Source organism: Streptomyces buecherae (assembly GCF_014295035.1).
GTDB classification, from domain to species: Bacteria; Actinomycetota; Actinomycetes; order Streptomycetales; family Streptomycetaceae; genus Streptomyces; species Streptomyces youssoufiensis.
This window is the reverse complement of record NZ_CP060404.1, coordinates 6,163,354-6,189,178: the sequence shown is the minus strand read 5'-3', so window position 1 is coordinate 6,189,178 and position 25,825 is coordinate 6,163,354. Positions and strand designations below refer to the sequence as shown.

The 25,825-nt window shown below is 71.3% G+C and carries 18 protein-coding genes, 2 tRNA genes and 1 pseudogene; 5 read left to right on the top strand and 16 right to left on the bottom strand.

Annotated elements, in window-relative coordinates:
• Positions 1 to 77: 77 nt before the first annotated feature.
• Positions 78 to 2,720 (top strand): SpoIIE family protein phosphatase, encoded by a 2,643-nt coding sequence (locus H7H31_RS24465; RefSeq protein ID WP_187062429.1) that lies wholly within the window; start codon positions 78 to 80, stop codon positions 2,718 to 2,720.
• 145 nt (positions 2,721 to 2,865) lie between these two features.
• Here H7H31_RS24465 and rodA read toward each other — a convergent pair whose 3' ends face one another.
• The 9 genes and pseudogenes from rodA to H7H31_RS24420 all read right to left on the bottom strand — a co-directional run bounded on the left by rodA (position 2,866) and on the right by H7H31_RS24420 (position 15,328).
• Positions 2,866 to 4,065 (bottom strand): rod shape-determining protein RodA, encoded by a 1,200-nt coding sequence (rodA, locus tag H7H31_RS24460; protein WP_187062428.1) that lies wholly within the window; start codon positions 4,063 to 4,065, stop codon positions 2,866 to 2,868.
• Positions 4,062 to 6,326, bottom strand: a complete 2,265-nt coding sequence (mrdA, locus tag H7H31_RS24455) for a penicillin-binding protein 2 (protein WP_187062427.1) — start codon at positions 6,324 to 6,326, stop codon at positions 4,062 to 4,064. Before mrdA ends, rodA begins: the two co-directional genes overlap by 4 nt.
• 145 nt (positions 6,327 to 6,471) lie before the next feature.
• A complete protein-coding gene (gene mreD, locus H7H31_RS24450; RefSeq protein ID WP_187062426.1) occupies positions 6,472 to 7,221 on the bottom strand; it encodes a rod shape-determining protein MreD in 750 nt (249 codons plus the stop codon).
• On the bottom strand, positions 7,218 to 8,156 hold the full coding sequence (gene mreC, locus H7H31_RS24445) for a rod shape-determining protein MreC (RefSeq protein ID WP_187062425.1): 939 nt from the start codon (positions 8,154 to 8,156) through the stop codon (positions 7,218 to 7,220). Before mreC ends, mreD begins: the two co-directional genes overlap by 4 nt.
• A 334-nt stretch (positions 8,157 to 8,490) precedes the next feature.
• On the bottom strand, positions 8,491 to 9,510 hold the full coding sequence (locus H7H31_RS24440; protein ID WP_176166043.1) for a rod shape-determining protein: 1,020 nt from the start codon (positions 9,508 to 9,510) through the stop codon (positions 8,491 to 8,493).
• Positions 9,511 to 9,830: 320 nt separating this feature from the next.
• A complete protein-coding gene (ndk, locus tag H7H31_RS24435) occupies positions 9,831 to 10,244 on the bottom strand; it encodes a nucleoside-diphosphate kinase (RefSeq protein WP_187062424.1) in 414 nt (137 codons plus the stop codon).
• A gap of 316 nt (positions 10,245 to 10,560) precedes the next feature.
• Positions 10,561 to 10,923: pseudogene (locus H7H31_RS24430) on the bottom strand (DUF4233 domain-containing protein); the annotation flags it as partial.
• Between the two features lie 13 nt (positions 10,924 to 10,936).
• On the bottom strand, positions 10,937 to 12,481 hold the full coding sequence (gene folC / locus H7H31_RS24425; RefSeq protein WP_187062423.1) for a bifunctional tetrahydrofolate synthase/dihydrofolate synthase: 1,545 nt from the start codon (positions 12,479 to 12,481) through the stop codon (positions 10,937 to 10,939).
• 213 nt (positions 12,482 to 12,694) lie between these two features.
• On the bottom strand, positions 12,695 to 15,328 hold the full coding sequence (locus H7H31_RS24420) for a valine--tRNA ligase (protein ID WP_187062422.1): 2,634 nt from the start codon (positions 15,326 to 15,328) through the stop codon (positions 12,695 to 12,697).
• 140 nt (positions 15,329 to 15,468) lie between these two features.
• On the opposite strand from H7H31_RS24420, the gene H7H31_RS24415 reads away from it, so the two are divergent.
• Entirely contained in the window at positions 15,469 to 16,548 is a 1,080-nt protein-coding gene (locus H7H31_RS24415) for a hypothetical protein (protein ID WP_187118086.1), read from the top strand.
• A gap of 148 nt (positions 16,549 to 16,696) precedes the next feature.
• Positions 16,697 to 17,647: a hypothetical protein gene (locus H7H31_RS24410; protein WP_187118085.1), complete on the top strand. Its 951-nt coding sequence runs from the start codon at positions 16,697 to 16,699 to the stop codon at positions 17,645 to 17,647.
• Positions 17,648 to 17,742: 95 nt separating this feature from the next.
• Here the strand turns inward: H7H31_RS24410 and clpX are convergent, their stop codons facing one another.
• The 5 genes from clpX to H7H31_RS24385 all read right to left on the bottom strand — a co-directional run bounded on the left by clpX (position 17,743) and on the right by H7H31_RS24385 (position 22,894).
• Positions 17,743 to 19,029 carry an ATP-dependent Clp protease ATP-binding subunit ClpX gene (clpX, locus tag H7H31_RS24405; RefSeq protein WP_176161603.1) on the bottom strand — a complete coding sequence of 429 codons (1,287 nt, stop codon included), beginning with the start codon at positions 19,027 to 19,029 and terminating at the stop codon, positions 17,743 to 17,745.
• A gap of 163 nt (positions 19,030 to 19,192) precedes the next feature.
• Complete coding sequence (locus H7H31_RS24400) at positions 19,193 to 19,858, bottom strand: ATP-dependent Clp protease proteolytic subunit (protein WP_372454601.1); 666 nt, start codon at positions 19,856 to 19,858, stop codon at positions 19,193 to 19,195.
• A gap of 47 nt (positions 19,859 to 19,905) precedes the next feature.
• Entirely contained in the window at positions 19,906 to 20,523 is a 618-nt protein-coding gene (locus H7H31_RS24395; RefSeq protein ID WP_269475461.1) for an ATP-dependent Clp protease proteolytic subunit, read from the bottom strand.
• Between the two features lie 480 nt (positions 20,524 to 21,003).
• Positions 21,004 to 22,443: a trigger factor gene (tig, locus tag H7H31_RS24390; RefSeq protein ID WP_187064224.1), complete on the bottom strand. Its 1,440-nt coding sequence runs from the start codon at positions 22,441 to 22,443 to the stop codon at positions 21,004 to 21,006.
• A 374-nt stretch (positions 22,444 to 22,817) separates the two neighbouring features.
• Positions 22,818 to 22,894, bottom strand: a tRNA-Pro gene (locus H7H31_RS24385).
• 192 nt (positions 22,895 to 23,086) lie between these two features.
• Here H7H31_RS24385 and H7H31_RS24380 point away from each other — a divergent pair.
• Positions 23,087 to 23,160 (top strand) — tRNA-Gly (locus tag H7H31_RS24380).
• A gap of 560 nt (positions 23,161 to 23,720) precedes the next feature.
• Here the strand turns inward: H7H31_RS24380 and H7H31_RS24375 are convergent.
• On the bottom strand, positions 23,721 to 23,915 hold the full coding sequence (locus tag H7H31_RS24375; RefSeq protein WP_176166046.1) for a hypothetical protein: 195 nt from the start codon (positions 23,913 to 23,915) through the stop codon (positions 23,721 to 23,723).
• Positions 23,916 to 24,601: 686 nt separating this feature from the next.
• On the opposite strand from H7H31_RS24375, the gene H7H31_RS24370 reads away from it, so the two are divergent.
• Entirely contained in the window at positions 24,602 to 24,871 is a 270-nt protein-coding gene (locus tag H7H31_RS24370; protein ID WP_187064223.1) for a hypothetical protein, read from the top strand.
• Positions 24,872 to 25,312: 441 nt separating this feature from the next.
• On the opposite strand, the gene H7H31_RS24365 is transcribed toward H7H31_RS24370, so the two are convergent.
• The gene (locus tag H7H31_RS24365) at positions 25,313 to 25,786 is read right to left on the bottom strand and encodes an HD domain-containing protein (protein WP_187064222.1); all 474 of its coding nucleotides are present in this window, start codon (positions 25,784 to 25,786) and stop codon (positions 25,313 to 25,315) included.
• Positions 25,787 to 25,825: the final 39 nt, after the last annotated feature.

The window sequence follows — 25,825 nt, the reverse complement described above, 5'->3', positions numbered from 1 at the left end:
CGCCGGTGTCCTTCCGACAGCGGAGCGCGGCGGCCGGGCGCACTGCGGGGACGCGCGCCGTGGGGCAGGGTGGACGCATGGGCAAGCCAGCACCGCCGCAGGCTCACGTTCGGCGCTTCCCGCAGCGGCCGGAGTCCGTCGCGACGGCCCGGCGCTTCGTGCGCGGCGCCCTGGACGGCACGTACGCGCCGTTGGTCGACACCGCCGTGCTCCTGGTCAGCGAGCTGGTGACCAACGCGGTGGTGCACGCGGCCACCGAGATCGAGGTGTCGGTGCGGGCCGTGGGCAGCCGGGTGTGCGTGCGGGTCAGCGACCAGCGGCCGGGCCGTGGCTTAGCTCCCCGGGCCTGCCCTCCGTACGCCGGTACGGGACAGGGCCTGGCCGTGGTCGAGCAGCTCACCTGTCGGCACGGGGTGGAGATCGGGGACGACCACAAGACGGTCTGGTTCGAGCTGCGGACCGACGCTTCGCCGTCGCCGCCCTTCGGGTGGCGGCCCACCGCCCCGCCGCCCGTGGCGGCCCGCGAGACCGTGATGCTCGTGGACCTGCCCCGGACGCTGTACGCGGCCTCCGAGCGGCACCGGCACGCGCTGCTGCGCGAGCTCTACCTCGCGGCCTCCGCCGGGACCGACCTCGGCGTGCCGCCCGAGGAGCTGGCCGTCGCGCACGACATGAACAACGTCGTCAGCGCCTGCGTCACCGCCGCCCTGGAGCGACACCCGCCGCTGACCGACGTCCACTCGCTGCCCCTGACCGTGCCGGCGGACGCCGGCCCCGCGGTGGCGACCCTGCGCCGGGTACTCGACCTGGCCGAGGAGGCGGCGCGCGCGGAGCGCCTGCTGACGCTGCCGGCCCTGCCGCGCCGGCGCGCCTTCCAGCAGTGGCTGCTGGACCAGATCGCCGACCAGCTCGCCGGCGAGCCGCCCACCGCGTGGACGCTGGTCCCGCACGGGCCGGGCTTCAGCCCGTCCGAGATGGTGCCGTGGGACGCCGGCCTCCTCCAGTCGAGCAGGGTGCCGACCATCGCCGCCGACGAGAGCAACCACATCATCGCGGCCAACGGGCCGGCCGCCGACATGCTCGGCTGGTCCGCGGACGACCTCATCGGCCGCAGGCTCACCGCCCTCATGCCCGAGCACCTGCGCCAGCGCCACGTGGCCGCGTTCACCTCGCTGCTGCTCACCGGGCAGGCGCACATCCTGGGCCGCTCGGTGCCGCTCCCGGCGCTGCACCACGACGGACACCTCGTCCCCATCCGGCTGATCATCCAGACCCAGGAGATGGCCGACGGCAGCACCGTGTTCGTCGCCCAACTGGCCCCCCGGGCGACCGCGCCTGTCGACAGTCCGAGCGAGCCCTCCGCCCGCGGCCTGCCCTCGCCGCCGCCGGAGGCGGGCGGGCCGCCCGCCCCGGCCGCGCCGCGACCCGAGGCCCGGCCGGCCGAGCCCGTCACCGAGCTGTCCGACCTGGAGCGGTTCACCCTGCTGGCCGGCCTGAGCAGCGCGCTGGGCAACACCGCGAACCTGCGCGAGGGTCTGCAGGAGGCGGGCCGCATCGTGACGCGGCAACTGGCCGACTGGTGCGTGGTCGACCTGCTGGGCCAGCACGCCGGGGTGGACCGGGTCTGCGTCGTCCACCGCGATCCGCCCCCGGGGCGAACGCCGCGGGCGTACGAGGGCAGCCTCCCGCCGCTGTCCGACGTCGAGCGCGGCCCGCTGGCCCGCGTGCTGCGCGGCGCGGGCCCGCTGCTGCTCACCGAGGCGCTCCCGCCGGGTCTAGCCGACAGCCCGTTGGACGCCCAGTACCGGGAGCTGTTCGAGCGGCTGGGGGCCTCCAGCGCCGTGGTGGCCCCGCTCCGCTCGCGCCGGGAGGTCTTCGGGGCGCTGACGCTGGCCCGCACCGATCCCGACCGGCCCTTCACCAAGGGCGTGCTCTCGCTCGTCGACGACGTGGTGCGCACCCTCACCCTGGGCGTGGACAACGCCCGGCTCTACCAGGACACCCGGAACGTCGCCGAACGCCTCCAGCGCTCCCTGCTGCCCAGGCTGCCGGAGGTCGAGCACCTCCAGTTGGCCGCCCGCTACGTCGCCTCCTCCACCACGGCGCAGGTCGGCGGCGACTGGTACGACAGCTTCCGCGTCTCCGGCGGGACGGCCGTCGTCATCGGCGACGTCACCGGGCACAACCTCGACGCGGCCATCACGATGAGCCAGCTCCGCAGCATGCTGCGGGGCATCGCCATCGACCGCGAGGAGCCCCCGCAGGTGGTCCTGCGCCGCCTGGACCTGGCCAACCACAGCCTCTCCCACGAGCCCACCGCCACCTGCCTCTACGGCCTCGTCAAGGGCCCACCCGGCGGCCCCTGGGAGCTGCGCTACTCCTCCGCCGGGCACGTGCCGCCGCTGCTGACCACCGCGGAGGGCGAGACCCGCTTCCTCGAAGAGGGCGCGGGCCTGCTCCTGGGCATGGACCCGGACGTGGCCCGCACCGAGGCATGGAGCGAACTCCCGGCCCACTCGACCCTGTTGCTCTACACCGACGGCCTCATCGAGCGCCGCGACGAACCCCTCGACCACTCCATGACCAGGCTGCGCCGGCACACCGCGGCCCTGGCCCGCGAGCCGCTCGAGGTCTTCTGCGACGAACTCCTCATCGGCCTCGGCGCCGACAGCGCCGACGACCTCGCCGTCCTCGCGGTCCGCCCCACGCCGCCGCACTGACCCGGCCCCGGCCGCTCCCCCGCCGTACCGCTAGGTCGGCTCGCGGCTCGGCGCCCCCCAACGTGCCACCGCCCCGGCGGCCGTCCACGGGGGACGGCCGCCGGGGCGGCTGACGGTGCGACGGGCCCGCGCGGCGGGCCGGCCGCTAGGCCGATATCGGCCGCTGCATCTTGATCGACTGCAACAGGCCGATCGCTATCCACGCGGCGAACATCGACGTGCCGCCGTACGAGACGAAGGGCAGCGGCAGGCCGGTGACCGGCATGATGCCGAGCGTCATGCCGATGTTCTCGAAGGACTGGAACGCGAACCAGGCGATGATGCCGGCCGCGACGACCGTGCCGTACAGCTCGGGGGCGCCACGCGCGATGCGGCAGGCGCGCCAGAGCACGACGCCCACGAGCAGGATGATGAGCCCGCCGCCGAGGAAGCCGAGTTCCTCGCCAGCCACCGTGAAGACGAAGTCGGTCTGCTGCTCGGGGACGAACTGGCCGGTGGTCTGGCTGCCCTTGAACAGGCCGGAGCCGGTCAGTTGGCCGGAGCCGATGGCGATGCGGGCCTGGTTGGTGTTGTAGCCGACGCCGGCCGGGTCGAGCGCCGGGTTGGCGAACGCGGCGAACCGGTCGATCTGGTACTGGTCCAGGATGTTGAGCTGCCAGATCAGCACGATGCCCAGCAACCCGGTGCCGAGGATGCCGGCGATCCAGCGGTTGGAGGCGCCGGAGGCCAGCAGCACCGCCAGCACGATGACGGCCATCACCATCACCGAGCCGAGGTCCGGCATCAGCAGCACGATCGCGATCGGCACGGCCGCGATGGCCAGCGACTGGAGCACGGTGCGGTGGTCGGGGTACTCCCGGTCGCCCGCGTCCACCTTGGCGGCCAGCAGCATCGCCATGCCCAGGATGATGGTGACCTTGGTGAACTCCGACGGCTGGAGCGAGAAGCCGCCCGGGAGCTGGATCCAGGAGTGCGCGCCGTTGACCGTCGAGCCCAGCGGCGAGAGCACCGCGAGCACCAGGACCACCGACAGCACGTACAGCACCGGCACCGCGCCGCGCAGGGTGCGGTGGCCGAGCCAGATGGTGACGACCATCAGGGCCAGGCCGATGCTGGTGTTGAGGGTGTGCCGGAAGAGGAACGAGTACTGGTCGCCGCCGGTCAGCTCGGTGCGGTTACGGGTGGCCGAGTAGACCAGCACGGCGCCCATCGCGGACAGCGCGAGCGCCGAGATCATCAGCGTCCAGTCCAGCCGCCGCACGATCGAGTCCCGCGCCGTCAGCTTGCCCCAGGCGCCCGGTTCCGGGCTGAAGCGGCGGACGGAGAAACCGTCGGAAGCACTCACTGGCCCCGCCTCCCGGTCGCCGCGAGCGGCGGAGTGAGGGCGGTCGGCGCGGAGACGGGGCTCTCGCCCGCGTCCAGCGTGGCGATCGGCCGCTGGCCGAGCGGGTCCAGTTCACCCGCCGCCAGCACCGGCGCCGTCTCGACCGGCTCGGCCTTCTTCGGCGGCTTGATCTGCGGCGCCTCGATCGTGCCGTCCTTCTCGATCGTGGGCAGCTTGCTCTGCGGCGAGGGCAGCAGTGCCTTCTTGCGGTCGATGCCGCCCTTGGCGTCCACGCCGTACAGCGCGCTGTAGATGTTGCGCACGGCCGGCCCGGAGGCGCCGGAGCCGGTGCCGCCCTGGGAGATCGTCATGACGATCGTGTAGTCCTTGGTGTACGAGGCGAACCACGACGTCGTCTGCTTGCCGTGCACCTCGGCGGTGCCGGTCTTGGCGTGCATCGGGATCTTGTCCTGCGGCCAGCCGCCGAACTTCCAGGCGGCCGAGCCGTTGGTGACCACGCCGGCCAGCGCCTTGTCGATCTTGTCGCGGGTGTCGCCGCGCATCGGCAGCTTGCCGTGCGTGGTCGGCTTGATCTCCTTGACGTGCTTGCCGTCGGGGCTGACCACGGCCTTGCCGACGCTGGGGTCGTAGAGCGTGCCGCCGTTGCTGATCGCGCTGTAGATCGTCGCCATCTGTATCGGCGTGACGAGCGTGTCGCCCTGCCCGATGGAGTAGTTGACGTTGTCACCGGCGCGCATCTTCATGCCCTCGGCGCAGTTCTCGCGGGCGATCTGGGTGACGTAGTCCCGCTTCTTGGACTTCGCCTGCTTGCACCACGCGTCCTTGTTGGCCTCGTAGTAGTCCTTCTTCCACTTCCGGTCCGGCACCCGGCCCGCGACCTCGTTGGGCAGGTCGATGCCGGTCTCCTTGCCCAGCCCGAACTGGTGCGCCGTCTTGTAGAAGTAGTCGGCCGGCTTGTCCTTCGGCTTGTTCCCGCCGTCCTTCTGCCACTGCTTGTACGCCAGGTCGTAGAAGACCGTGTCGCAGGAGACCTCCAGGGCGCGGCCGATGTCGATCGGCCCGTAGCCCTTGGACTCGAAGTTCTTGAAGACCTGGCCGCCGATGTTGAAGGCGCTGCTGCAGTTGTACTTGTCGTCGAAGTCGTAGCCCGCGTTGACCGCCGCGGTCGCCGAGATCACCTTGAAGATCGAGCCGGGCGCCGCCTGGCCCTGGATGGCCCGGTTGAGCAGCGGGTAGTTGGAGTCCTTGCCGGTCAGGCGCTGGTAGTCCTTGCCGGAGATGCCGCCGACCCAGGCGTTGGGGTCGTACGTCGGATTGGAGGCCATGGACACGATGCGGCCCGTCTTGGACTCCATGACCACCACGGCGCCCGCGTCCGCCTTGTAGTTCTGGTTGGTGTTGCGGTCGTGCTCCTTGCGGGCGGCCTTCATCGCCGCGTCGAGCTCCTTCTCCGCTATGGCCTGCACGCGGGCGTCGATGCTCGTGACGACGTTGGCGCCGGGCACGGCCCGGTCGCTCTTGGCCTTGCCGATGACGCGACCGAGGTTGTCCACCTCGTACCGGGTGACCCCGGCCTTGCCGCGCAACTGGCTGTCGTAGGTGCGCTCCAGGCCCGAGCGGCCGATCTGGTCGGCGCGCAGCAGCGGCGACTCGCTGTCCTCGGCCTTCTTGATCTCCTCGTCGGTGACCGGCGAGAGGTAGCCGAGCACCTGCGCGGTGTTGGCGTCACCCGGCGCGGCGTAGCGGCGCACGGCGGTGGGCTCGGCGCTGATGCCGGGGAAGTCCTCGGCCCGCTCGCGGATCTGCAGGGCCTGCTGGGTGGTGGCCTCGTCGGTGATCGGGATGGGCTGGTACGGGGAGCCGTTCCAGCAGGGCTGCGGGGTCTTGGAGTCGCACAGCCGCACCTTGTCGGTGACGTCCTTGGTCTCCATGTCCAGCACCTCGGCCAGCCGGGTGAGCACGGCCTGGCCGTCGTCGGCCATCTTCATCAGCTCGGTGCGGCTGGCGGAGACCACCAGGCGGGTCTGGTTGTCGGCCAGCGGCACGCCCCTGGCGTCCAGGATGGAGCCGCGCACGGCGGGCTCGACCACCTGCTGTACGTGGTTGTTGCTGGCCTGGTTGCTGTACTCGTCGCCGTTGCGGATCTGGAGGTACCACAGCCGTCCGCCGAGCGTCAGCAGCAGCGAGAAGACCAGGATCTGAATGGCCACCAGGCGGATGGTGACCCGGGTGGTCCGCCCGGTCTCCGGGATGTTGCTCATCGTGTCCCCCTCTCCACGCTCTCCGCGCTCTCAGCGCTCTCCGCGCTCTCCGCGCCTCCCGCGCACTCCCCGCGCTTCGGGCCCCGCGGCCGGTACGGGTCCTCGTGCGGGCCCGCCTGCGCGGCCCGCACGGACGCTTGCCGCATCACAGTCGCTTGACCCCCTTGATGCGCGCGAGCTTGCCCTTGCCGGGCTTGGCCAGCAGGTCGCTGCGCGGGCTGGCGATCCGCGCCGACTTGCCGAGCCGGATGGTCTTGCCGATACGGGCCGGCTTGCCGGAACGGGCCGCCTTGCCCCAGCCGCCGGAGCCGCCGCCCGCGCCGGAACCCGGCGAGAGCCAGCTCAGCGACCGATCCCCGGTGCCGCCGGACGAAGGGCCGCCGCCGTCGCTGAGCGGGTGGCTCTCGGTGCGCCGGGCCATCGCCATCACCAGCGGTACGACGAACGGCGCGAGCAGCAGGTCGTAGAGGGCGGCGGTGAACAGCAGCTTGCCGAGTCCGACATGGCGGGCCGCGTCGTCGCCGACGAGCGCGCCGACGGCCGCGTACAGCAGCGTGGCACCGATCGCCGCGCCGACGACCACGAGCATCGGCCCGGTGGCCGAGCGGGGTTGGCCCTTCTCCGGCTTGGCGAGCCCGGCCAGGTAGCCGATGACGCACAGCACGAGCGCGTACCGCCCAGCGGCGTGGTCGGCCGGCGGGGCGAAGTCGACCAGGAGGCCGGCGCCGAAGCCGATGAGGGCGCCCGCGGTGTGCCCGTAGCCGAGGGCGAGCCCGAGGACGACCAGGAGCAGCAGGTCGGGCACGGCGCCCGGCAACTGGAGTCGGGCCAACACGGTGACCTGGATGATCAGGGCGACGACCACCAGGAAGGCCGAGAGGACGATGCGTTTCACTGGGCTACGCCTCCGGGCGTTGCGTTCGCGCTGGGAGTGACGGTGACGGTGACCTTGGGCGTCGGCTTCTTGGCGGGCTTGGGCGGCAGCACCTCGTCGCGCGGGTTGGTGCGCGGCGGCTTGACCACGATGCCGACGATGTCGAGCTTGGTGAAGCCGACGTACGGGCGGACCTGGACCGTGCGGGTGAGATCGCCGCGCGAGGGGTCGATCCGGACCACCTCGCCGACCGGGACGCCGGGCACGAACGGGCGGTCGGCGCGGGAGCCGAAGGTGACCATGCGATCGCCCTTCTTCACCTTGGCCTTGCCGTTGAGGAGTTGCACGCGCAACGACCGGTCGCCCTGGCCGTTCGCGAAGCCGATCTCGCCGCTCTTCTCCAACCGGGTGCCGACGGTGAAGTCGGGGTCGTTGGCGAGCAGCACGGTGGACGTGGACGGGCCGACCGTGGTGATCCGGCCGACCAGGCCGTCGCCGTTGATGACGGTCATGTCGCGGGCGATGCCGTCGTTGCTGCCCGCGTCGATGGTGACGGTCCAGGAGAAGCCCTGGGCCGCCCCTATCGCGATGACCTCGGCGCCCTTGATGCCGTACTGGCCTCGGCCGGCGGTCTTGAGCATCTTGTCGAGCTCGGCGACGCGGGCGCGGTTGCGGTCGTCACTGCCGAGTCTGTGCTTCAGTGCGGCGTTCTCACGCTCCAGTGTGCTGATGCGATCGTGTCGCTCGTCGGAGTCCCGTATGGCGGCGATCGCGTTGCCGACCGGGTCGACGGCGGTGGCCACGGTGTCCTCGACCGGGCCGAAGACCGTCTGGGCCGCCGTGCGCGGTCGGTCGAGCGGGGAGTCCTCGCCACCGCGGATATCCACAGTGATCAGTGCGAACGCGATGGCGACCAGCAGCACTAGTAGCAGCCGGCTCTCTCGGGTGTCCCTCACGTACGGCGGCCGTGCCTTCCTCGTCGGACCGGCCGGTTTCGGGTCGGCGGCCGGTCGGGGCGTCCTACCTCAGTGCGAACGCTGTCCGTACGGACCGCGTCATGAGCTGGAGTGGTCCTGGTACGTACCGCGCGGGTCTCCGGCGTACGGATGACGCGGGGCGCGAGGTACCGGTGATGGGCGGTGCGGTGGTGCGGTGGTGCGGTGATACGAGGCGTGTGCTGGGGGGCTGGGCTTGTGCGACCCACGGGCTTGTGCGACCCATTATGCGGGGGTTCCGCCGCGCCGGGACGCGGCTACCCGCGCGGCGGAACGCGTTCACCCAACCGTTGGTTCAGCGTCGCGGCTGCGAGTCGAGGACCTGCTGGAGGGCCTCGAACTCCTCGACGCACTTGCCCGAGCCGAGGGCCACCGAGTCCAGCGGGTCCTCGGCGATGTGGATGGGCATCCCGGTCTCGCGGCGCAGCCGCTCGTCGAGCCCGCGCAGCAGCGCGCCGCCGCCGGTGAGCACGATGCCGCGGTCCATGACGTCGCCGGACAGCTCGGGCGGGCACTTGTCGAGGGTGGTCTTGACGGCGTCGACGATCGAGTTGACCGGCTCCTCGATGGCCTTGCGCACCTCGGTCGCGGAGATGACGACCGTCTTGGGCAACCCGCTGACCAGGTCACGACCACGGATCTCGGTGTGCTCCTCCTGGTCGGACTCGTACGCCGAACCGATGGTGATCTTGATGCTCTCGGCGGTGCGCTCGCCGAGGAGCAGGCTGTACTCCTTCTTGATGTGCTGGATGATCGCGTTGTCCAGCTCGTCGCCGGCCACCCGGATGGACTGCGCCGTGACGATTCCGCCCAGCGAGATGACGGCGACCTCGGTGGTGCCGCCGCCGATGTCCACGACCATGTTGCCGGTGGCCTCGTGCACCGGGAGGCCGGAGCCGATCGCCGCCGCCATCGGCTCCTCGATGATGTGCACCTGGCGCGCCCCGGCCTGGGTGGACGCCTCGATGACGGCGCGCCGCTCGACTCCGGTGATTCCGCTCGGCACGCAGACCACGACGCGCGGCCGGGCCAGATAACGGCGCTTGTGGATCTTAAGAATGAAATAGCGGAGCATCCGCTCAGTGATCTCGAAGTCGGCGATAACGCCATCCTTCAGGGGCCGCACGGCGACGATGTTCCCCGGCGTACGGCCGATCATCTTCTTCGCTTCCGCGCCCACCGCGAGAATCCCACCGGTGTTGGTGTTGATCGCGACAACAGAAGGCTCGTTGAGGACGATCCCGCGGCCTCTGACGTAAACCAGCGTGTTGGCGGTCCCGAGGTCGACAGCCATGTCACGGCCGATGAACGACATCTTGTTCCCCATGAGGATGCGTCTGGCCTTCCCAACTTGAGCGAATGCTTGCTTGAGGTAGGCGTGATGTGTGCGCTTACGAGGCGCGGAAGGTTCCATCGTAGTCTCGCTCGCCGCGGTACAGCGCGAGGGAGTCACCGCCATTGTCGGCGGAACACGGGTCCGTCCTCTACTTATGGAGACGTCGTGTCGCGGCGATGCGTTCCCTCAAACGATGGGCATATGCCAGGGGACAACCGGAAAAATACGATCGCCCCCTGGGCAACCGGGCTCACCCATGTGGGTCGGGCGAAGAGACCCGACGGATATCCGACGTCTCGTCAGGCGAGACCGGGAAAGAAAATCTTCATCTCCCGTTCGGCCGACTCCTCGGAGTCGGAGGCGTGAATGAGGTTCTCGCGCACGATGGTGCCGAAGTCGCCCCGGATGCTGCCGGGGGTGGCGGCGATCGGGTCGGTCGGGCCGGCCAGCGTGCGCACGCCCTCGATCACCCGCTCGCCCTCGACCACCAGGGCCACGGCCGGCCCGGAGGTCATGAACTCCATGAGCGGCTCGTAGAACGGCTTGCCCACGTGCTCGGCGTAGTGCTGCTCCAACACCTCGCGCTCCAGGGTCCGCAGCTCCAGCGCGGCGATCCGCCACCCGGCCTTGTTCTCGACGCGGCCCAGGATCTCGCCCACCAGACCGCGCCTGACCGCGTCGGGCTTGAGAAGGACGAGGGTGCGCTGGCTCATGATCGCGGCTCCTTGGCAGTGTGAACGGGGGTTGGTGGGCCCGAGGCTACAGGGGGCGCGCCCTGGGCCCGCACCGGGCCCGGCCATGATCCAACGCCGACGCGCCGCGCGCGGCCGGCCGGGCCACGCGCGACGCGCCCCGACGCTACGCGGGGTCGGACGCCGGGCGCGTCGCGTCCGCGTCCGCCGCCGCCCGCTGCCGCGGCGCCGTGGCCCCGCCGGCCGCACCGGGCTCGCTGACCTCACGGGCCTCACGGGCATCGTCGGCCGCGTCGGCGCCGCCGGCCTCGTCGACGTTCCCGGTCCCGCCGGCCGCGGCGCGCGCCTCGGCCAGCTCGCGGGCGGCCTCGTCCATCGCCGCGAAGCGCGCCTTGGCCTCGTCGATGTGCCGCCCGTAGTGGATGGACGCCCACCACAGGCCGGCGAACGCCAGGCCCAGGAAGAACATCACCGGCACCACGAAGCCGCTCAGCACCAGCCCGATCTGCAACACCCAGCCGACCTGGAGCGCCCACGGCCAGCGCAGCATCCCGGACAGCAGCACGCACAGACCCATGGCGATGCCACTGACCGTCCACACCGTGCCCATGGACAGGTCGGAGAGCTTCATGGCGACCAGGCCCGCGAAGCCGATGACGAAGAACTCACAGATCAGGGTGGACGCACACAGGGTGCGCAGCGTTCGCATGCTCTTACTCCCTTCCGAGCAGCAGCCGGGCCTCGCCCACGGTGATGACGGAGCCGGTGATCAGCACGCCGGCACTGGAGAACTCGCCCTCCTCCTCGGCGAGCGTGACGGCGACGTCGATCGCCTCGTCCAGGCGCGGCTCGACCTGCACCCGGTCGGGGCCGAAGACCTCGACGGCGACGGCCGCCAGTTCGTCCACGTCGAGCGCCCGGTCGTGCGCGTACCGCGTCACCACGATCTCGGTGAACAGCGGCTCGAACGCCTCCAGGAGGCCGCGCACGTCCTTGCCCGTGCTGCACGCGACCACGCCGATCAGCCGGCTGAAGGCGAACGCCTCGGTGACCGCCTCGGCCGCGGCCCGCGCGCCCCCCGGGTTGTGCGCCGCGTCCAGCACCACGGTCGGGCTGCGACGCACCACCTCAAGCCGGCCGGGCGAGCTGACGCCCGCGAACGCCGCCCGCACCGTGTCCAGGTCGAGCGTCCTGGCGTGCTGCGAGCCGATGCCGAAGAACGCCTCGACGGCGGCGAGCGCCACGGCCGCGTTGTGCGCCATGTGCGCGCCGTGCAGCGGGAGGAAGAGGTCCGGGTACTCGCCGCCGAGGCCGCGCAGCGTCAGGAGCTGGCCCCCGACCGCGACCTCCCGGTTCAGCACGCCGAACTCCATGCCCTCCCTGGCCACCGTGGCATCCACCTCGACGGCCCGCTTGAGCAGCACCGACGCGGCCTCCACCGGCTGTTGGGCGAGGACCACCGTCGCCCCTGCGGCGCCGTCGGCCCCCTCCCGGGCCTTGATGATCCCCGCCTTCTCGGTGGCGATCGCCTCGTGCGTGCTGCCGAGCCGGTCCGTGTGGTCCAGCGAGATCGGGGTGACGACGGCGACCGCCGCGTCGATGACGTTGGTCGCGTCCCAGGTGCCGCCCATGCCGACCTCGACCACCGCGACGTCGACCGGCGCGTCGGCGAACGCCGCGTACGCCATCGCCGTCAGCACCTCGAAGAAGGAGAGCCGGAACTCCTGCTGGGCGTCGGTCATCTCCACGTACGGCTGGATGTCCCGGTACGTCTCGATGAACCGCTCGGCGGAGATCGGGGCGCCGTCCAGGCTGATCCGCTCGGTGATCGACTGCACGTGGGGGCTGGTGTACCGACCGGTGCGCAGCTCGAAGGCGCCGAGCAGGGCCTCGATCATCCGGGCCGTGCTGGTCTTGCCGTTGGTGCCGGTGATGTGGATCGCCGGGTACGCGCGCTGCGGCTCGCCGAGGATGTCCAGGATCGCCTTGATGCGCTGCACCGACGGGTCGAGCTTGGTCTCACCCCAGCGGCTGGCCAGCTCCGTCTCGACCTCGCGCAGCGCGCGGTCCAGCTCGGGATCCTGGGGTCGGGACGGCACGCCGTCGTCCTGGGGCGGGCCGGCCTGGGCACGCAGGGTGCGACTGCCCGCCTCGATCACGGCGAGGTCGGGGTCGCGCTCGGTCTCGGCCTCAATGATCTCGTCGAAGGCGTCGAGCCCGTCGGGCTCGGATTCGTCACTCGGGGGGCGCTCACTCACGGCGCCAGTCTACGAGGCGGGTCGGACACCGGGCGCGCGCCGGGCCACCCACGTGCGGGCCGGGGGCCGAGCGCGGCCGGGCCCGGCCCCCGTCGCGAGCCGGGCCCCGCCGCCGAAGCACGTCGCCGCACGCGCGAGGGGCCCCGCACCGTGTTCGGTGCGGGACCCCTCGTACGGGTTGCCCGTGCTCGCGCCGTTCGGCCGGCCGGGCGGTTACGCCTCGGGCAGCGCCGCGAGCTGGGCCGTGATGCGGACGATGTCCTCCTCGGCCGTGGCGAGCCGCTTGCGGATCTTGTCGACCACCGGCTCCGGCGCCTTGCCGAGGAACGCCTCGTTGCCGAGCTTCCCGGTCGCCTGCGCCTTCTCCTTCTCCGCCGCGGCCAGGTCCTTGGCCAGCCGCTTGCGCTCGGCCGCCACGTCGATGGTGCCGGACAGGTCGAGCGCCACCGTGGCGCCCACGACCGGCAGCGACGCGGTCGCCGTGAAGCCCTCGCCCTCGGGCTGGAGCCGCAGCAGCGAGCGGATCGCCGCCTCGTGCGGGGCGAGCGCGGTGCCCGTCAGGTCGAGCCGGGCCGGCACCTTCTGGCCCGGCTGGAGACCCTGGTCGGCGCGGAACCTGCGGACCTCGGTGACCAGCTCCTGGACCACCGCGATCTCCCGCTCGGCCGCCGCGTCCCGGAACCCGCCGTCGGCCGGCCACTGCGCGACGACGAGGGACTCGCCGCCGGTCAGCGCGGTCCACAGGGTCTCCGTGACGAACGGGACGATCGGGTGCAGCAGCCGCAACGTCACGTCCAGGACCTCACCGAGCACCCGCCGCGAGACGTCGGCGGCCGGACCGCCGGCCTGGAAGGTGGTCTTGGACAGCTCCACGTACCAGTCGAAGACCTCGTCCCACGCGAAGTGGAACAGCGCGTCCGAGAGCTTGGCGAACTGGTAGTCGTCGTAGTACGCGTCCACCTCGGCGACGACCGTGTTCAGCCGGGAGAGGATCCACCGGTCGGCCGCCGACAGCTCCTCGGGGGCCGGCAGCGGGCCGTCGACCGTGGCGCCGTTCATCAGCGCGAAGCGCGTCGCGTTCCAGATCTTGTTGGCGAAGTTGCGCGAGCCCTGCACCCAGTCCTCGCCGATCGGCACGTCGGTGCCGGGGTTGGCGCCACGGGCCAGGGTGAAGCGGACGGCGTCGGAGCCGTAGGTGTCCATCCAGTCCAGCGGGTTGACCGCGTTGCCGAAGGACTTGGACATCTTCTTGCCGAACTGGTCGCGGACCATGCCGTGCAGCACGATCGTCTGGAACGGCGGCGTGCCGTCCATCGCGTACATGCCGAACATCATCATCCGCACGACCCAGAAGAACAGGATGTCGTAGCCGGTGACCAGGATGGAGTTCGGGTAGAACTTCTCGACGCTCTCGGTCCGCTCCGGCCAGCCGAGCGTGGAGAACGGCCACAGGCCGGAGGAGAACCAGGTGTCCAGGACGTCGGTCTCCTGGTGCCAGCCCTCGCCCGTCGGCGGCTCCTCGTCCGGCCCGACGCAGACCATCTCGCCGTTCGGCCCGTACCAGACCGGGATGCGGTGGCCCCACCAGAGCTGGCGCGAGATGCACCAGTCGTGCAGGTTGTCCACCCAGTCGAAGTACCGCTTGGTCATCTCCTCCGGGTGGATCGCGACCCGGCCGTCGCGCACCGCGTCGCCGGCGGGCTTGGCCAGCGGGCCGACCTTGACCCACCACTGCATCGAGAGCCTGGGCTCGATGGTGGTCTTGCAGCGCGAGCAGTGCCCGACCGAGTGCTTGTACGGGCGCTTCTCGGCGACGACACGGCCCTCGGCGCGCAGCGCGCCGACGATGGCGCTGCGGGCCTCGAAGCGGTCGAGCCCCTGGAACGGGCCGTGCGCGGTGATCACGCCGCGCTCGTCCAGGACGGCGGGCATGGGCAGGCCGTGCCGCTGGCCGATCTCGAAGTCGTTCGGGTCGTGGGCCGGGGTGACCTTGACCGCGCCGGTGCCGAACTCCGGGTCGACGTGCGCGTCGGCGACGACGGGGATGCGGCGGCCGGTCAGCGGCAGCTCGATCTCGGTGCCGACCAGGTGGCGGTAGCGCTCGTCGTCCGGGTGGACGGCGACGGCGGTGTCACCGAGCATCGTCTCGGCGCGGGTGGTGGCCACCACGACGGACGCCTCGCCCTCGCCGTACCGGATGGAGACCAGCTCGCCGTCGTCCTCCTGGTACTCCACCTCGATGTCGGAGATGGCCGTCAGGCAGCGCGGGCACCAGTTGATGATGCGCTCGGCGCGGTAGACCAGCTCGTCGTCGTAGAGCTTCTTGAAGATCGTCTGGACGGCGCGGGAGAGCCCCTCGTCCATCGTGAAGCGCTCGCGCGACCAGGCCACGCCGTCGCCGAGGCGGCGCATCTGGCCGGAGATCTGCCCGCCGGACTCGTCCTTCCACTGCCAGACGCGCTCGATGAACGCCTCGCGCCCCAGGTCGTGCCGCGACTTGCCGTCCTTGGCCAGCTCGCGCTCCACGACGTTCTGCGTCGCGATGCCGGCGTGGTCCATGCCGGGCTGCCACAGCGTCTCGAAGCCCTGCATCCGCTTGCGGCGGGTGGCGGCGTCGATCAGCGTGTGCTCGAAGGCGTGGCCCAGGTGCAGGCTGCCGGTGACGTTGGGCGGCGGGATGACGACCGTGAACGGCGGCTTCTCGCTCGCCGCGTCCGCCTCGAAGTAGCCACGCTCTACCCAGCGCTCGTACAGCTTCCCCTCTACGTCGGCCGGCGCGTACTGGGTCGGCAGTTCGGGGGCGGGGCTGTTGTGCCCGTCGTGCGGGCGCTGAGTGTTGTCGGTCACGAGCCGATTCTACGGTCCCACCGCAGGCTGTTACGAACCCGTTGCGCGCCCCGGGGTGAGGGCGCCTCACGGCGTCCGGGAGGATGCTGAGTGAGGCGCGACTGTCGCGCGTGGCCTTCGACACACCGGGGAGACGCCCTATGAGCCACCACCAGCCGCAGTCAGGCCCCTACGGCGAGCAACCCGGGCCGTACGGCAACGCTGGTGGCCAGCCGCAGGCGCCCAACCCGTACGCGGGCCAGCCGGGTTACGGCTACCCCGCCGCCCTGGGCCCGCAGGCCCAGCCGGCCCCACCCGCGCAGCCCGGCGGCTACGGCCACCCCGCGCCCCAGCAGCAGCCGAACCCGTACGCCCAGGGCGGCGGCTACGGCCAGGGCGGCTACGGCCATTCGGCCCCCCAGCAGCCCCAGCCCCAGCCGAACCCGAACCCGTACACGCAGCCGGGCGCGCCGTACGCGCAGGGCCCGTACGCCCAGCCACAGCCCGCCTTCCCGCAGCAGCCGATGCAGGCCACGCAGTCGATGCAGCCGGTGCAGCCGATGCAGCCGCAGCCCGCTCCGTACGGGCCGCCGACCCCGGGTGGGAACGGCGGGGGTGGGCGCCGGAAGACGGGGCTGGCCATCGGCGCGGCCCTCGCGGTGGTGGCCGCCGCGGTCGGCGGCTACCTGCTCTTCGCCGACAACGAGGACACCGCGTACGAGCTGAGCACGCCGCAGACCGTGGCGGGCGACTACCAGCGCGTCGGCGAGGGCAAGGACGAGAGCAACCTGACCCCCGCGGGCAAGGCGCAGCTCAAGGAGATGCCGGTGGTCGAGGACGCGCACCCGGTCTCGGCCAACTACCAGACGCCCGGCCAGAAGAAGCTCCAGTTCAGCGGCGTGTGGGGGAAGGTGACCGACCCGAACCGGGCGGCGGACCTCGCGCTCGCCGTCATCACCAAGGCACTCGTCGAGGACGGCACGGCCGAAACGGTCGGCAGCCCGCAGAAGTTCTCCCCGGACGGCTTCGACGGCGACGTGCTCAAGTGCCAGGAGCTGAAATTCACCTCTCCCAAGGGAGCCATCACGGCCCCCGCCTGCGTCTGGGGTGACGAGAGCACCGTCGGCGTGACGGTCATGGCGGACCCGGCGGCCCTGGTCACCGGCGCCGGTATGACGCTGAACGAGGCGGCGGGGCTCGCCGCCGAGGTCCGCTCGGACGCCCGCGTCGAGGCCGGCTGACCGGCTCACGTCAGCGGGTTCCGCGCGATCCCGTCGGCACCACGGCAGCCGAGGCCCGCCCTCCCGCGCGGCCCCGGCCCCTCCCACGCCGTGCCCAGCCACCGCTCCTACCAGCCGCGACACCGTACGCAGCAGAACGAGGGAACCCATGAGCTACCACCAGCCCGGCCCCTACGGACAGCAGCCCCAGCAGCCCCCACAGCCGGGGCCCTACGGCCAGGGCGGCGCGGCTGGCGACCCGGGCTACGGCTACCCGCAGCAGCCACCCCCGCCCGGCCCGTACGGCCAGCCCCCGCAGGGCTACGGCTACCCGCAGCAGCAGCCAGGGCCGTACGGGCAGGTGGGCCCGTACCAGCAGCCGGGCCCGCCGATGCCGCCGCGGGGTGGGGGCAGCGGGAACAAGACGGTCGGCATCGTCGTGGGCGCGGTCGTGGCCTGCGCGGCGGTCGTCGGCGGGGTGCTGTTGTTCAACGGGGGCGACAGCGACGGCGATTCGGCCAAGGACAAGAAGAAGGACACCGTCGTCGGCGACACCGGCGGCCAGCAGGGTTCGGGCGGGACGGGTGGCACGGGTGGCACCGATGAAGAGCAGCCGCCGGTGACCGAGCCCGCCCAGCAGTACAAGCTGACGACGCCGCTGACGGTCGCGGGCGACTTCCAGCGCAAGGGCGAACCGAAGAACAGCACCGGCCGGGACGGCGAGGAGCCGACGGGCTTCACCACCGAAGGGTCGGTCTCGGCGGAGTACCACCAGGGAAACGCCAAGAGGCTCACGCTCGTCGGCGCGTACGGCACGTCCACCGACCCGGAGGGCAGCGTCGACTGGTACTTCCAGAAGATGCGCACGAGCGGGAGCGCCGAGCCGCAGGGGACTCCACAGGAGTTCACCCCGGCCGGCCTCGACGGCGTCGTCGTCAAGTGTCAGGTGGTCAAGTCGAACTCGGTGCCGATCCAGACGTGCGCCTGGGGCGACTCCAGCACGCTCGGCTCCGTCATCTACGGCGATCCGGCCCTCGTCACCAACCCCGGCGCCGCCGACCTCAGCGCCGTCGCCGACGTCACCGCCCAGGTCTACAAGGACGCCCGCGCGCCGAAGTGAGGCACCGACCTCCCACCTGACATGCCGTCACGCGCGAGGGGCGCCCAGCCAGTTGGCCGGGCGCCCCTCGCGCGTCGCTGAGTGAACAGCGCGCGCTACGCGCTCTTCTCGTGCCGCTCGTCCTTGCCGACGATGCGCGGCTCGCGCGGCACCAGGGTCGGGTTCACGTGCGAGTGGACGACCTCCTCGGTGATGACGACGCGGGCCACGTCCTTGCGGGACGGCACCTCGTACATCACCGACTGGAGGACCTCCTCCATGATGGCGCGCAGGCCACGGGCGCCGGTGCCGCGCAGGATGGCCTGGTCGGCGATGGCCTCCAGGGCCGGGCGGTCGAACTCCAGCTCCACGCCGTCGAGTTCGAACAGCCGCTGGTACTGCTTGACGAGCGCGTTGCGCGGCTCGACCAGGATCTGGAGCAGCGCCTCGCGGTCGAGGTTGTGCACCGAGGTGATGACGGGGAGGCGGCCGATGAACTCGGGGATCATCCCGAACTTCACCAGGTCCTCCGGCATGACCTCCTGGAACTGGTCGCTGGCCTCGATCTCGCGCTTGGAGCGGATGGTGGCCCCGAAGCCGATGCCCTTGGCGCCCGCCCGGGACTCGATGATCTTCTCCAGGCCGGCGAACGCGCCACCCACGATGAACAGCACGTTCGTCGTGTCGATCTGGATGAACTCCTGGTGCGGGTGCTTGCGTCCACCCTGCGGCGGGACGGAGGCCGTGGTGCCCTCCAGGATCTTCAGCAGCGCCTGCTGCACGCCCTCGCCGCTGACGTCGCGGGTGATCGACGGGTTCTCGCTCTTGCGGGCGACCTTGTCGATCTCGTCGATGTAGATGATCCCGGTCTCGGCCTTCTTGACGTCGTAGTCAGCGGCCTGGATCAGCTTGAGCAGGATGTTCTCGACGTCCTCGCCCACGTACCCCGCCTCGGTGAGGGCGGTGGCGTCGGCGATGGCGAACGGCACGTTGAGCATCCGGGCCAGCGTCTGCGCCAGCAGCGTCTTGCCGGAGCCGGTCGGGCCGAGCAGCAGGATGTTGGACTTCGACAGCTCGATGCCGTCGTCGCGGCTGCTGGCCGCCTCGCCCGCCTGAACGCGCTTGTAGTGGTTGTAGACGGCCACCGAGAGCGCCTTCTTCGCGGCCTCCTGGCCGACGACGTAGCCCTCGAGGAACTCGTAGATCTCGCGCGGCTTGGGAAGTTCCTCCCAGCGGACCTCGGAGGTCTCCGCGAGCTCCTCCTCGATGATCTCGTTGCAGAGATCGATGCACTCGTCGCAGATGTACACACCGGGGCCTGCGATGAGCTTCTTCACCTGCTTCTGGCTCTTCCCACAGAACGAGCACTTGAGCAGGTCGCCGCCGTCACCGATGCGTGCCACGAGGTGCTTCCCCTTCGCCTGGGATCTGCAACGCTTGCGCAGACCCGGGTGCTTGCCTATCGACGGTACCTTGCCGGGGCCCCCGTGCGGGCCCCCCTTGGCGCGACTCGATCCACACGGCATCGAGTGCACGCCAAGAGGGACCGCTCCCGACGCGGCGGGATCAAACCGAAACGGAACTCTTGCGGGTCGAGACGATCTGGTCCACCAGACCGTACGCCAGCGACTCGTCAGCGGTGAGGATCTTGTCGCGCTCGATGTCGTCGCGGATCTTCTCGATCGGCGTCGTGGAGTGCTTGGCCAGCATCTCCTCGAGCTGCGAGCGCATCCGCAGGATCTCGTTGGCCGCGATCTCCAGGTCGGAGACCTGGCCGCGGCCGGTCTCGCTGTACGGCTGGTGGATCAGGATGCGGGCGTTGGGCAGCGCCATCCGCTTGCCGGGCGTGCCGGCCGCGAGCAGCACGGCCGCGGCGGACGCCGCCTGTCCCATGCACACCGTCTGGATGTCGGGCTTGACGAACTGCATCGTGTCGTAGATAGCCGTCAGCGCGGTGAACGAGCCGCCGGGCGAGTTGATGTAGATCGAGATGTCGCGGTCGGGGTCCATCGACTCCAGGCACAGCAGCTGCGCCATGACGTCGTTGGCGGAGGCGTCGTCGATCTGGACGCCGAGGAAGATGACCCGCTCTTCGAAGAGCTTGGCGTACGGGTCGTACTCGCGCACGCCCTGCGAGGTGCGCTCCACGAAGCGCGGGACGACGTACCGGGACTCGGCGGCCGGGCCCTGGTACAGACCGCTACCGGCGTTGATGTTCATCTGCGTGTTCACCATCCTGATGGCGTTCGGTGGGCTGGAAGGGGAAGCTCGGGTGCCGCTCAGGCCCCGGTGCCGCCGCCGCCCGGAACGCTCGCGGCGGAGGCCATGACGTCGTCGATCAGGCCGTACTCCTTGGCCTCCTCGGCGGAGAACCAGCGGTCGCGGTCGGAGTCGCGGGTGATCTGCTCGACGGTCTGGCCGGTGTGGAAGGCGGTCAGCTCCGCCATCCGCTTCTTCGTGTGCAGCAGCCGCTCGGCGTGGATCTTGATGTCGGAGGCCGAACCCGCCAGGCCGGCGGAGGGCTGGTGGATCAGGATCTCGGCGTTCGGCAGCGCGAACCGCTTGCCCGGGGTGCCCGCGCTGAGCAGGAACTGGCCCATCGAAGCGGCGAGGCCCATGGCGATGGTGACCACGTCGTTCGGGATGAACTGCATGGTGTCGTAGATCGCCATGCCCGCCGAGATGGAGCCGCCCGGGCTGTTGATGTAGAGGTTGATGTCCTTGTCAGGGTCCGCGGCGAGCAGGAGCAGCTGCGCGGTGATCTTGTTGGCGATGTCGTCGTCGACCGGCTGGCCGAGGAAGATGATCCGCTCCCCGAGCAACCGGTTGTAGACCTGGTCGCCGAGGCCGCCGCCGACGGTCGGCTCGCCGGCGGCGGAAGGCATCAGATTCGTCACGTATCCACCTGCTCGTTGATTCGACGGCCGCGAGCCGTCTCAGCGTCTTCGTGCGGACAGGGATCAAGCGGCGCATGGAGCCCGCCCCACACCCTCCGGGGCTTTCCGTGGCGCCACCCCTGCCCTCGTATCTACGGACCCTAACGCGCAGGTCGGACAACGCCATCCCGCATCCGGAACTGTTCGCTGTGAGCGCAGGCTACGGGGCGCTGTGCGCCCGGTGGAGCGCCGGTCGGCCCGCGCGCCGGCCGGGAAAGGCGAACGGGCCCCGACGGGCCGGCGGACGGCCGCACAGCCCCGCCCGGCCGGCTTCCGGCACCCGCCCGTGGCCCCGCTCGGAGGCGGTCGTACGGGTGTGCGCCGGGGGACCCGGTGTGTCGATCGCGGGCCGGCCCGCGCGGGCGGGGACGGACACGGGTCCGGACGCGTGTGCGTCCGGACCCGTGCCGTGGTGTCCCTCGCCGGGGATCAGGCCGGGGCTCAGCCCTCGGTCTTCTCCTCGGCCTTCTCGTCGGCCTTGGCGTCGGCCTTGGCCTCCGGCGCGTCGGCGCCCTCGGCCGCCTCCTCGCCACCGGCCTCGACGGTCTCGGCGGTCTCGTCGGTGTCGTCCTCGTCTTCCAGGTCGACGACCTCGCCGTTGCTGTCGGTGACCTTGGCGGCCTCGACCACGACCGCGAGGGCCTTACCACGGGCGACCTCGCCGACGAGCATCGGCACCTGGCCACCCTCGACCACGGCCTGCGCGAACTGGTCGGGGCTCATGCCGGAGGACTGCGCGCGGCGCATCAGGTGCTCGGTCAGCTCTTCCTGGCCGACCTGCAGCTCCTCCTTGCTGACCAGCTCGTCCAGGAGGAACTGGGTCTTGATGCCCTTCTCCGCCTGCTCCTTGGTCTCCGCGTCGAACTCTTCCTCGGTCTTGCCCTGGATCTCCAGGTACTTCTTGAGGTCGAGGCCCATCTGGCCGAGCTGGTGGTTGACCAGGTTGTGCTTGCGGGTCTCGATCTCGTCCTGGAGGAGCTTCTCCGGGATCGGGATCTCGGCCAGCTCCAGGAGGGCGTCGAGCACCTTCTCCTGGGCCTGGGTGGCCTGCTCGTACTTCTTCATCTGCTCAAGGCGCTTGCGGCTGTCGGCGCGCAGCTCCTCCAGCGTGTCGAACTCGCTCGCGAGCTGCGCGAACTCGTCGTCCAGCGCGGGCAGTTCGCGGGACTTGACCTCGGTGACCTCGACCTTGACCTCGGCCTCCTTGCCCTCGGCGGAGCCGCCCTTGAGCTCGGAGGTGAAGGTGGCGGTGCCGCCGGCGGAGACGCCGGTGACGGCCTCGTCGATGCCGTCGAGGAGCTGGCCGGAGCCGATGGTGTACGAGACGCCCGAGGCGACGCCGTCCTCCAGCACCTCGCCGTCGACCCTGGCCTCAAGGTCGATCGTGAGGGTGTCGCCCTCGGCGGCGGGGCGGTCGACCACGGAGGTGGTGGCGAAGCGGTCGCGGAGCTGCTCGACCGACTTGTCGACGTCCTCGTCGGAGACCTCGACCGCGTCGACGGTGACCTCGATGCCGGAGTAGTCCGGGATCTCGACCTCGGGGCGGACGTCCACCTCGGCGGTGAAGGCCAGCAGCTCGCCGTCCTTCAGCTCGGTGATGTCCACCTCGGGCTGGCCGAGGACGTTCAGCTCACCCTCGTTGACCGCCTCGGTGTAGAACTTCGGGAGCGCGTCGTTGACGGCCTCCTCCAGCACGGCGCCACGGCCGAACCGCTGGTCGATGACCCGGGCCGGGATCTTGCCCTTGCGGAAGCCCGCCACCGTGACCTGCTGGTTGATCTTCTTGTACGCCGCGTCGAGGCTGGGCTTGAGCTCCTCGAAGGGCACCTCGACAGTGAGCCGAACCCGAGTCGGGTTCAGGGTCTCCACGGCGCTCTTCACGGTTCGGTCTCCTTGGGGCTGACTTCTTGGGGTCTTCGGGTTCTTCTGAGTGTGGCTCTTCATGTGCGTGCCTGCGCGTGCTGCGACGTGTGGTTGGCGCGGCGACGCTGCGGATCGCGCCCCTTGGCGAAGCGCCCGCCGTATTACCAGGGGATACCAGGGGCGGGCCCATTCCCGTCATCACAGACACAGGCGCGCAGCTTGCATAGTAACCGCAAGCGAGAGCAGCCCCCTAACGGGATCATGCCCGTTCACAGCCACCGCCCGACCCCCGGTCGGACCCGCGGCGAGGCGGGCGAATCGGCGCCGACGGGCTGCGCCGTACGAACGACACGCCGCCCGGACCGTGGCCTGGGCGGCGTTCGAGGTGATGCTGGTCGGGGTGGCCGGATTCGAACCGACGACCTTCCGCTCCCAAAGCGGACGCGCTACCAAGCTGCGCCACACCCCGCCGGTGCGACACGTAGGGTACATGCCGATCGGACTGTCGGCTGCCACTTATTCCCGCGATCAGGCGAAGTGTGCGCGGGGCGGGGCTGACCCGCTACGATGCACCTCGTGCCACGGCCGGGCCCGCGAGGGCTCGTACGGGCCGGTGTTTTCGGCGGTCGCCGCGGCGATCACCCCACCTCACCGGTGGCGCGCGGGCGTAGCTCAATGGTAGAGCCCCAGTCTTCCAAACTGGCTACGCGGGTTCGATTCCCGTCGCCCGCTCCACTGCCTGCCCAACGGCCCGGCGTGCGGATCCTCCGCCGCCGGGCCGTTGGCGTCGCGCTCACCGCGCGGGCCCTCCGGCCGGGCGGAGGGCCGTGCGCGTCATGCGGGCCGCCGCAGTCCAGGCGACCGGTCACGAGGGGGCGACGGTGTCCGCGCCGGGTTCGCTGGCGCTCCGCCGCGTTTGGGCCGCGTGGGGCGGGGGACTCGGCCGCGGCGACGTGGCGTGACACGGCTCGCGGAGCGGCGGGCCCACGGGAGGGATGGCCCGGTGCGCGAGGTGACGACGCGGCCCGGCGGGCGCGAAACCGAGGAATCGGGACACCGGAGAGACGGGCGGGCCAGTTGCCCGTGTGCTGCCCCTTGTGCCGGGAGCGCGACGTGGGGAGACTCCCCCGTACTCCGACACTCCCCGGCCGGCCGGTCCGCGTGCGCGGACCAGCACCGGACGCGGGGGCGGCCCGCTCGCGCCGTGGCGCACGCCGGTGACGTACGCCGAGCCGGCCGCGCGCTCCGCCGCGTCACGCCCTCGCGGGCGCACACGGCGGACGCGGGACGCCCGGCTAGAACTCGATGTCGCTGATGCCCTCGGCCACGTTGTCCAGGAACTCCTGGATGTCCGGGGAGGCATCGGTCGAGGCGAGGAGGAAGCCGAAGAGCATGGCGACGAGCATGGGCCCTGCCTTGATCTTCCCAGCCCTGAAGATAAACGCCAAAATTATGCCAACCAGCAGCACAACAGACAGGGAAATAACCACGACTGATCCCTCGCCCTCGGTCGCAACACGTCTCTCCGGCCCGGGGAGGAGCACGGCCCCGCACACCCCCACCTGAACCATCGTGCCACCAAGTGAGTGATGGTTGGAGCCAGGTGACGAATCATTGGCCAACCGCGCATGCTGCTCGGACGGCCTTTCCGGGCTCCGGTCCGGGGGCCCGAATCGCCTCCGGGAGTGATGGCAGGCCCGGTTTTCGGGCGTACCGGGCGGTCCGGCGGGCATCGGGTGTCCGATAGACACCGCATAAATTCGGCCGGATCTCCTACCCTGGTGCCCCTTACAACAACATTGCTAACGGGAATTCTGCATATCTTCGACGCACCCCGGACCTGCGGACAAATCACCAACAAAGCGGCGAAATTCCCGCCTCTTTCGCCAGCGTCGGACATCCCTCACCAAGAGGGCCAATGCCACGTGCTCCAGCGCGAGTTGCCCTGTCCATGCCGGGCCGGAGAGGGCCTCCACGCGCGCTCGGTTGGCGCCCCGCCCGGGCAGGGCGGGGATGGTACGCGGGTGAACAATGCGCAGCGGAAATGCCGAGCAAAGTTTTACCCATTCCTGGGGTGGCCACTATGGTGCCGCAGATGTTCGACACCGCTTCCCCCCACCTCCCCGCAGTGCGAGCGCGGTCCGCCGGCCCCGACGGGGTGCGGGTCCGCCCGTGAGTGACCACCCCACCGCGTACCCGGGCGACCAGCTCCGGTCCCCCTCCCGCCGACCCGCGCGCCCGCGTCCCGGCCCGCTGCCGTTCCCTGGGCCTCGGGCCGCACCGGCGGGCCGACCAGTTCCACCGGGTGCGACGCGCCTGGGTGCGGCTGGTCGCGGTGCCCGTCTTCGGCTGCGCGCTCGGCTTGGCCTCCTGGGCGGCCCCGCGGGTGCGGCCGGCCTGGCTCAACCACAGCGACAGCGTCCAGGAGTTGGGCGACGCTCCGTGAACCGGGCCGGTGCTGACGCCCGGTCTGTTCGGGTGCTCGACGGGTGTTGGCGGTCTACTTCCTCGCCTGGGTGCCGCGGCGTAGGACGCGGTGCACGGCACTGGGCGGCGGCACGTTGTACGGCGGTCTGCCGCGCGGCTTCCTCGCCAGGGGCGCGCTGTCGGCGGGTGGCCGGAGGTTCATCCGTGGCTGCGGGAGCCGCTGGGTGAGGTGGTGGTGACGGCGGTGGCCGCGCTGGTGGTCACGGCGTTGTGCACGCCCCCGGTGCGACGGGGGTTCCGCTTTGCGATGGAACCGACGATGGCGTGGGCGTTCCGCGCCGACCCGGCCGAGACCCGTCGGCGGCCACCGCGCGCGGGTGGCTGAAGCGACGCGGTGTCCAGGGGGCGCCCGGCGGTGGGTCGCGCGCCCGGGCGGGGTGGGCCCGGGCGCGCGGCCCGGTCAGCCCTCGGCCGCCGGCCGGTCCTCCGTGTCCGGCAGGCCGAGGAGTTGCCGGGTGCGGGCGTACTTCGCGCTCAGCCGCTCCCGGGTCGCCGGGTCGAGCCGGGCCAGTCGGGCCGGGTCCGCGTTGTGGGCGACGTCGGCCGCCTTGATGAGCACGGCGCCCGGGGTGGCCCGCAGCCGGGCCGCGTACGCCTCAAGGGGCTCGCCAGGGCGCTTGGTCATCGCGTCGACCAGCTCCTTGGTGTGCGGCGTCAGCGGGGCGGTGGCCAGCCAGTCGCGGGACAGGACGTCGTCCTCGATGGCGTCGTGCAGCCAGGCCGCCGCGATCTGTTCGTCGTCGCCGCCGCGCTCGCGGACCCCGTGCGCGACGGCGGCCAGGTGCTCCACGTACGGGATGCCGGCCTTGTCCGTCTGGCCCGCGTGCGCCTCGCGGGCGAGCGCCTCGACTTCCTCCAGTGTCAGCACCGACATCTCGTGTCCTCACTCTGTGACCTGTGACCTGTGACCTGT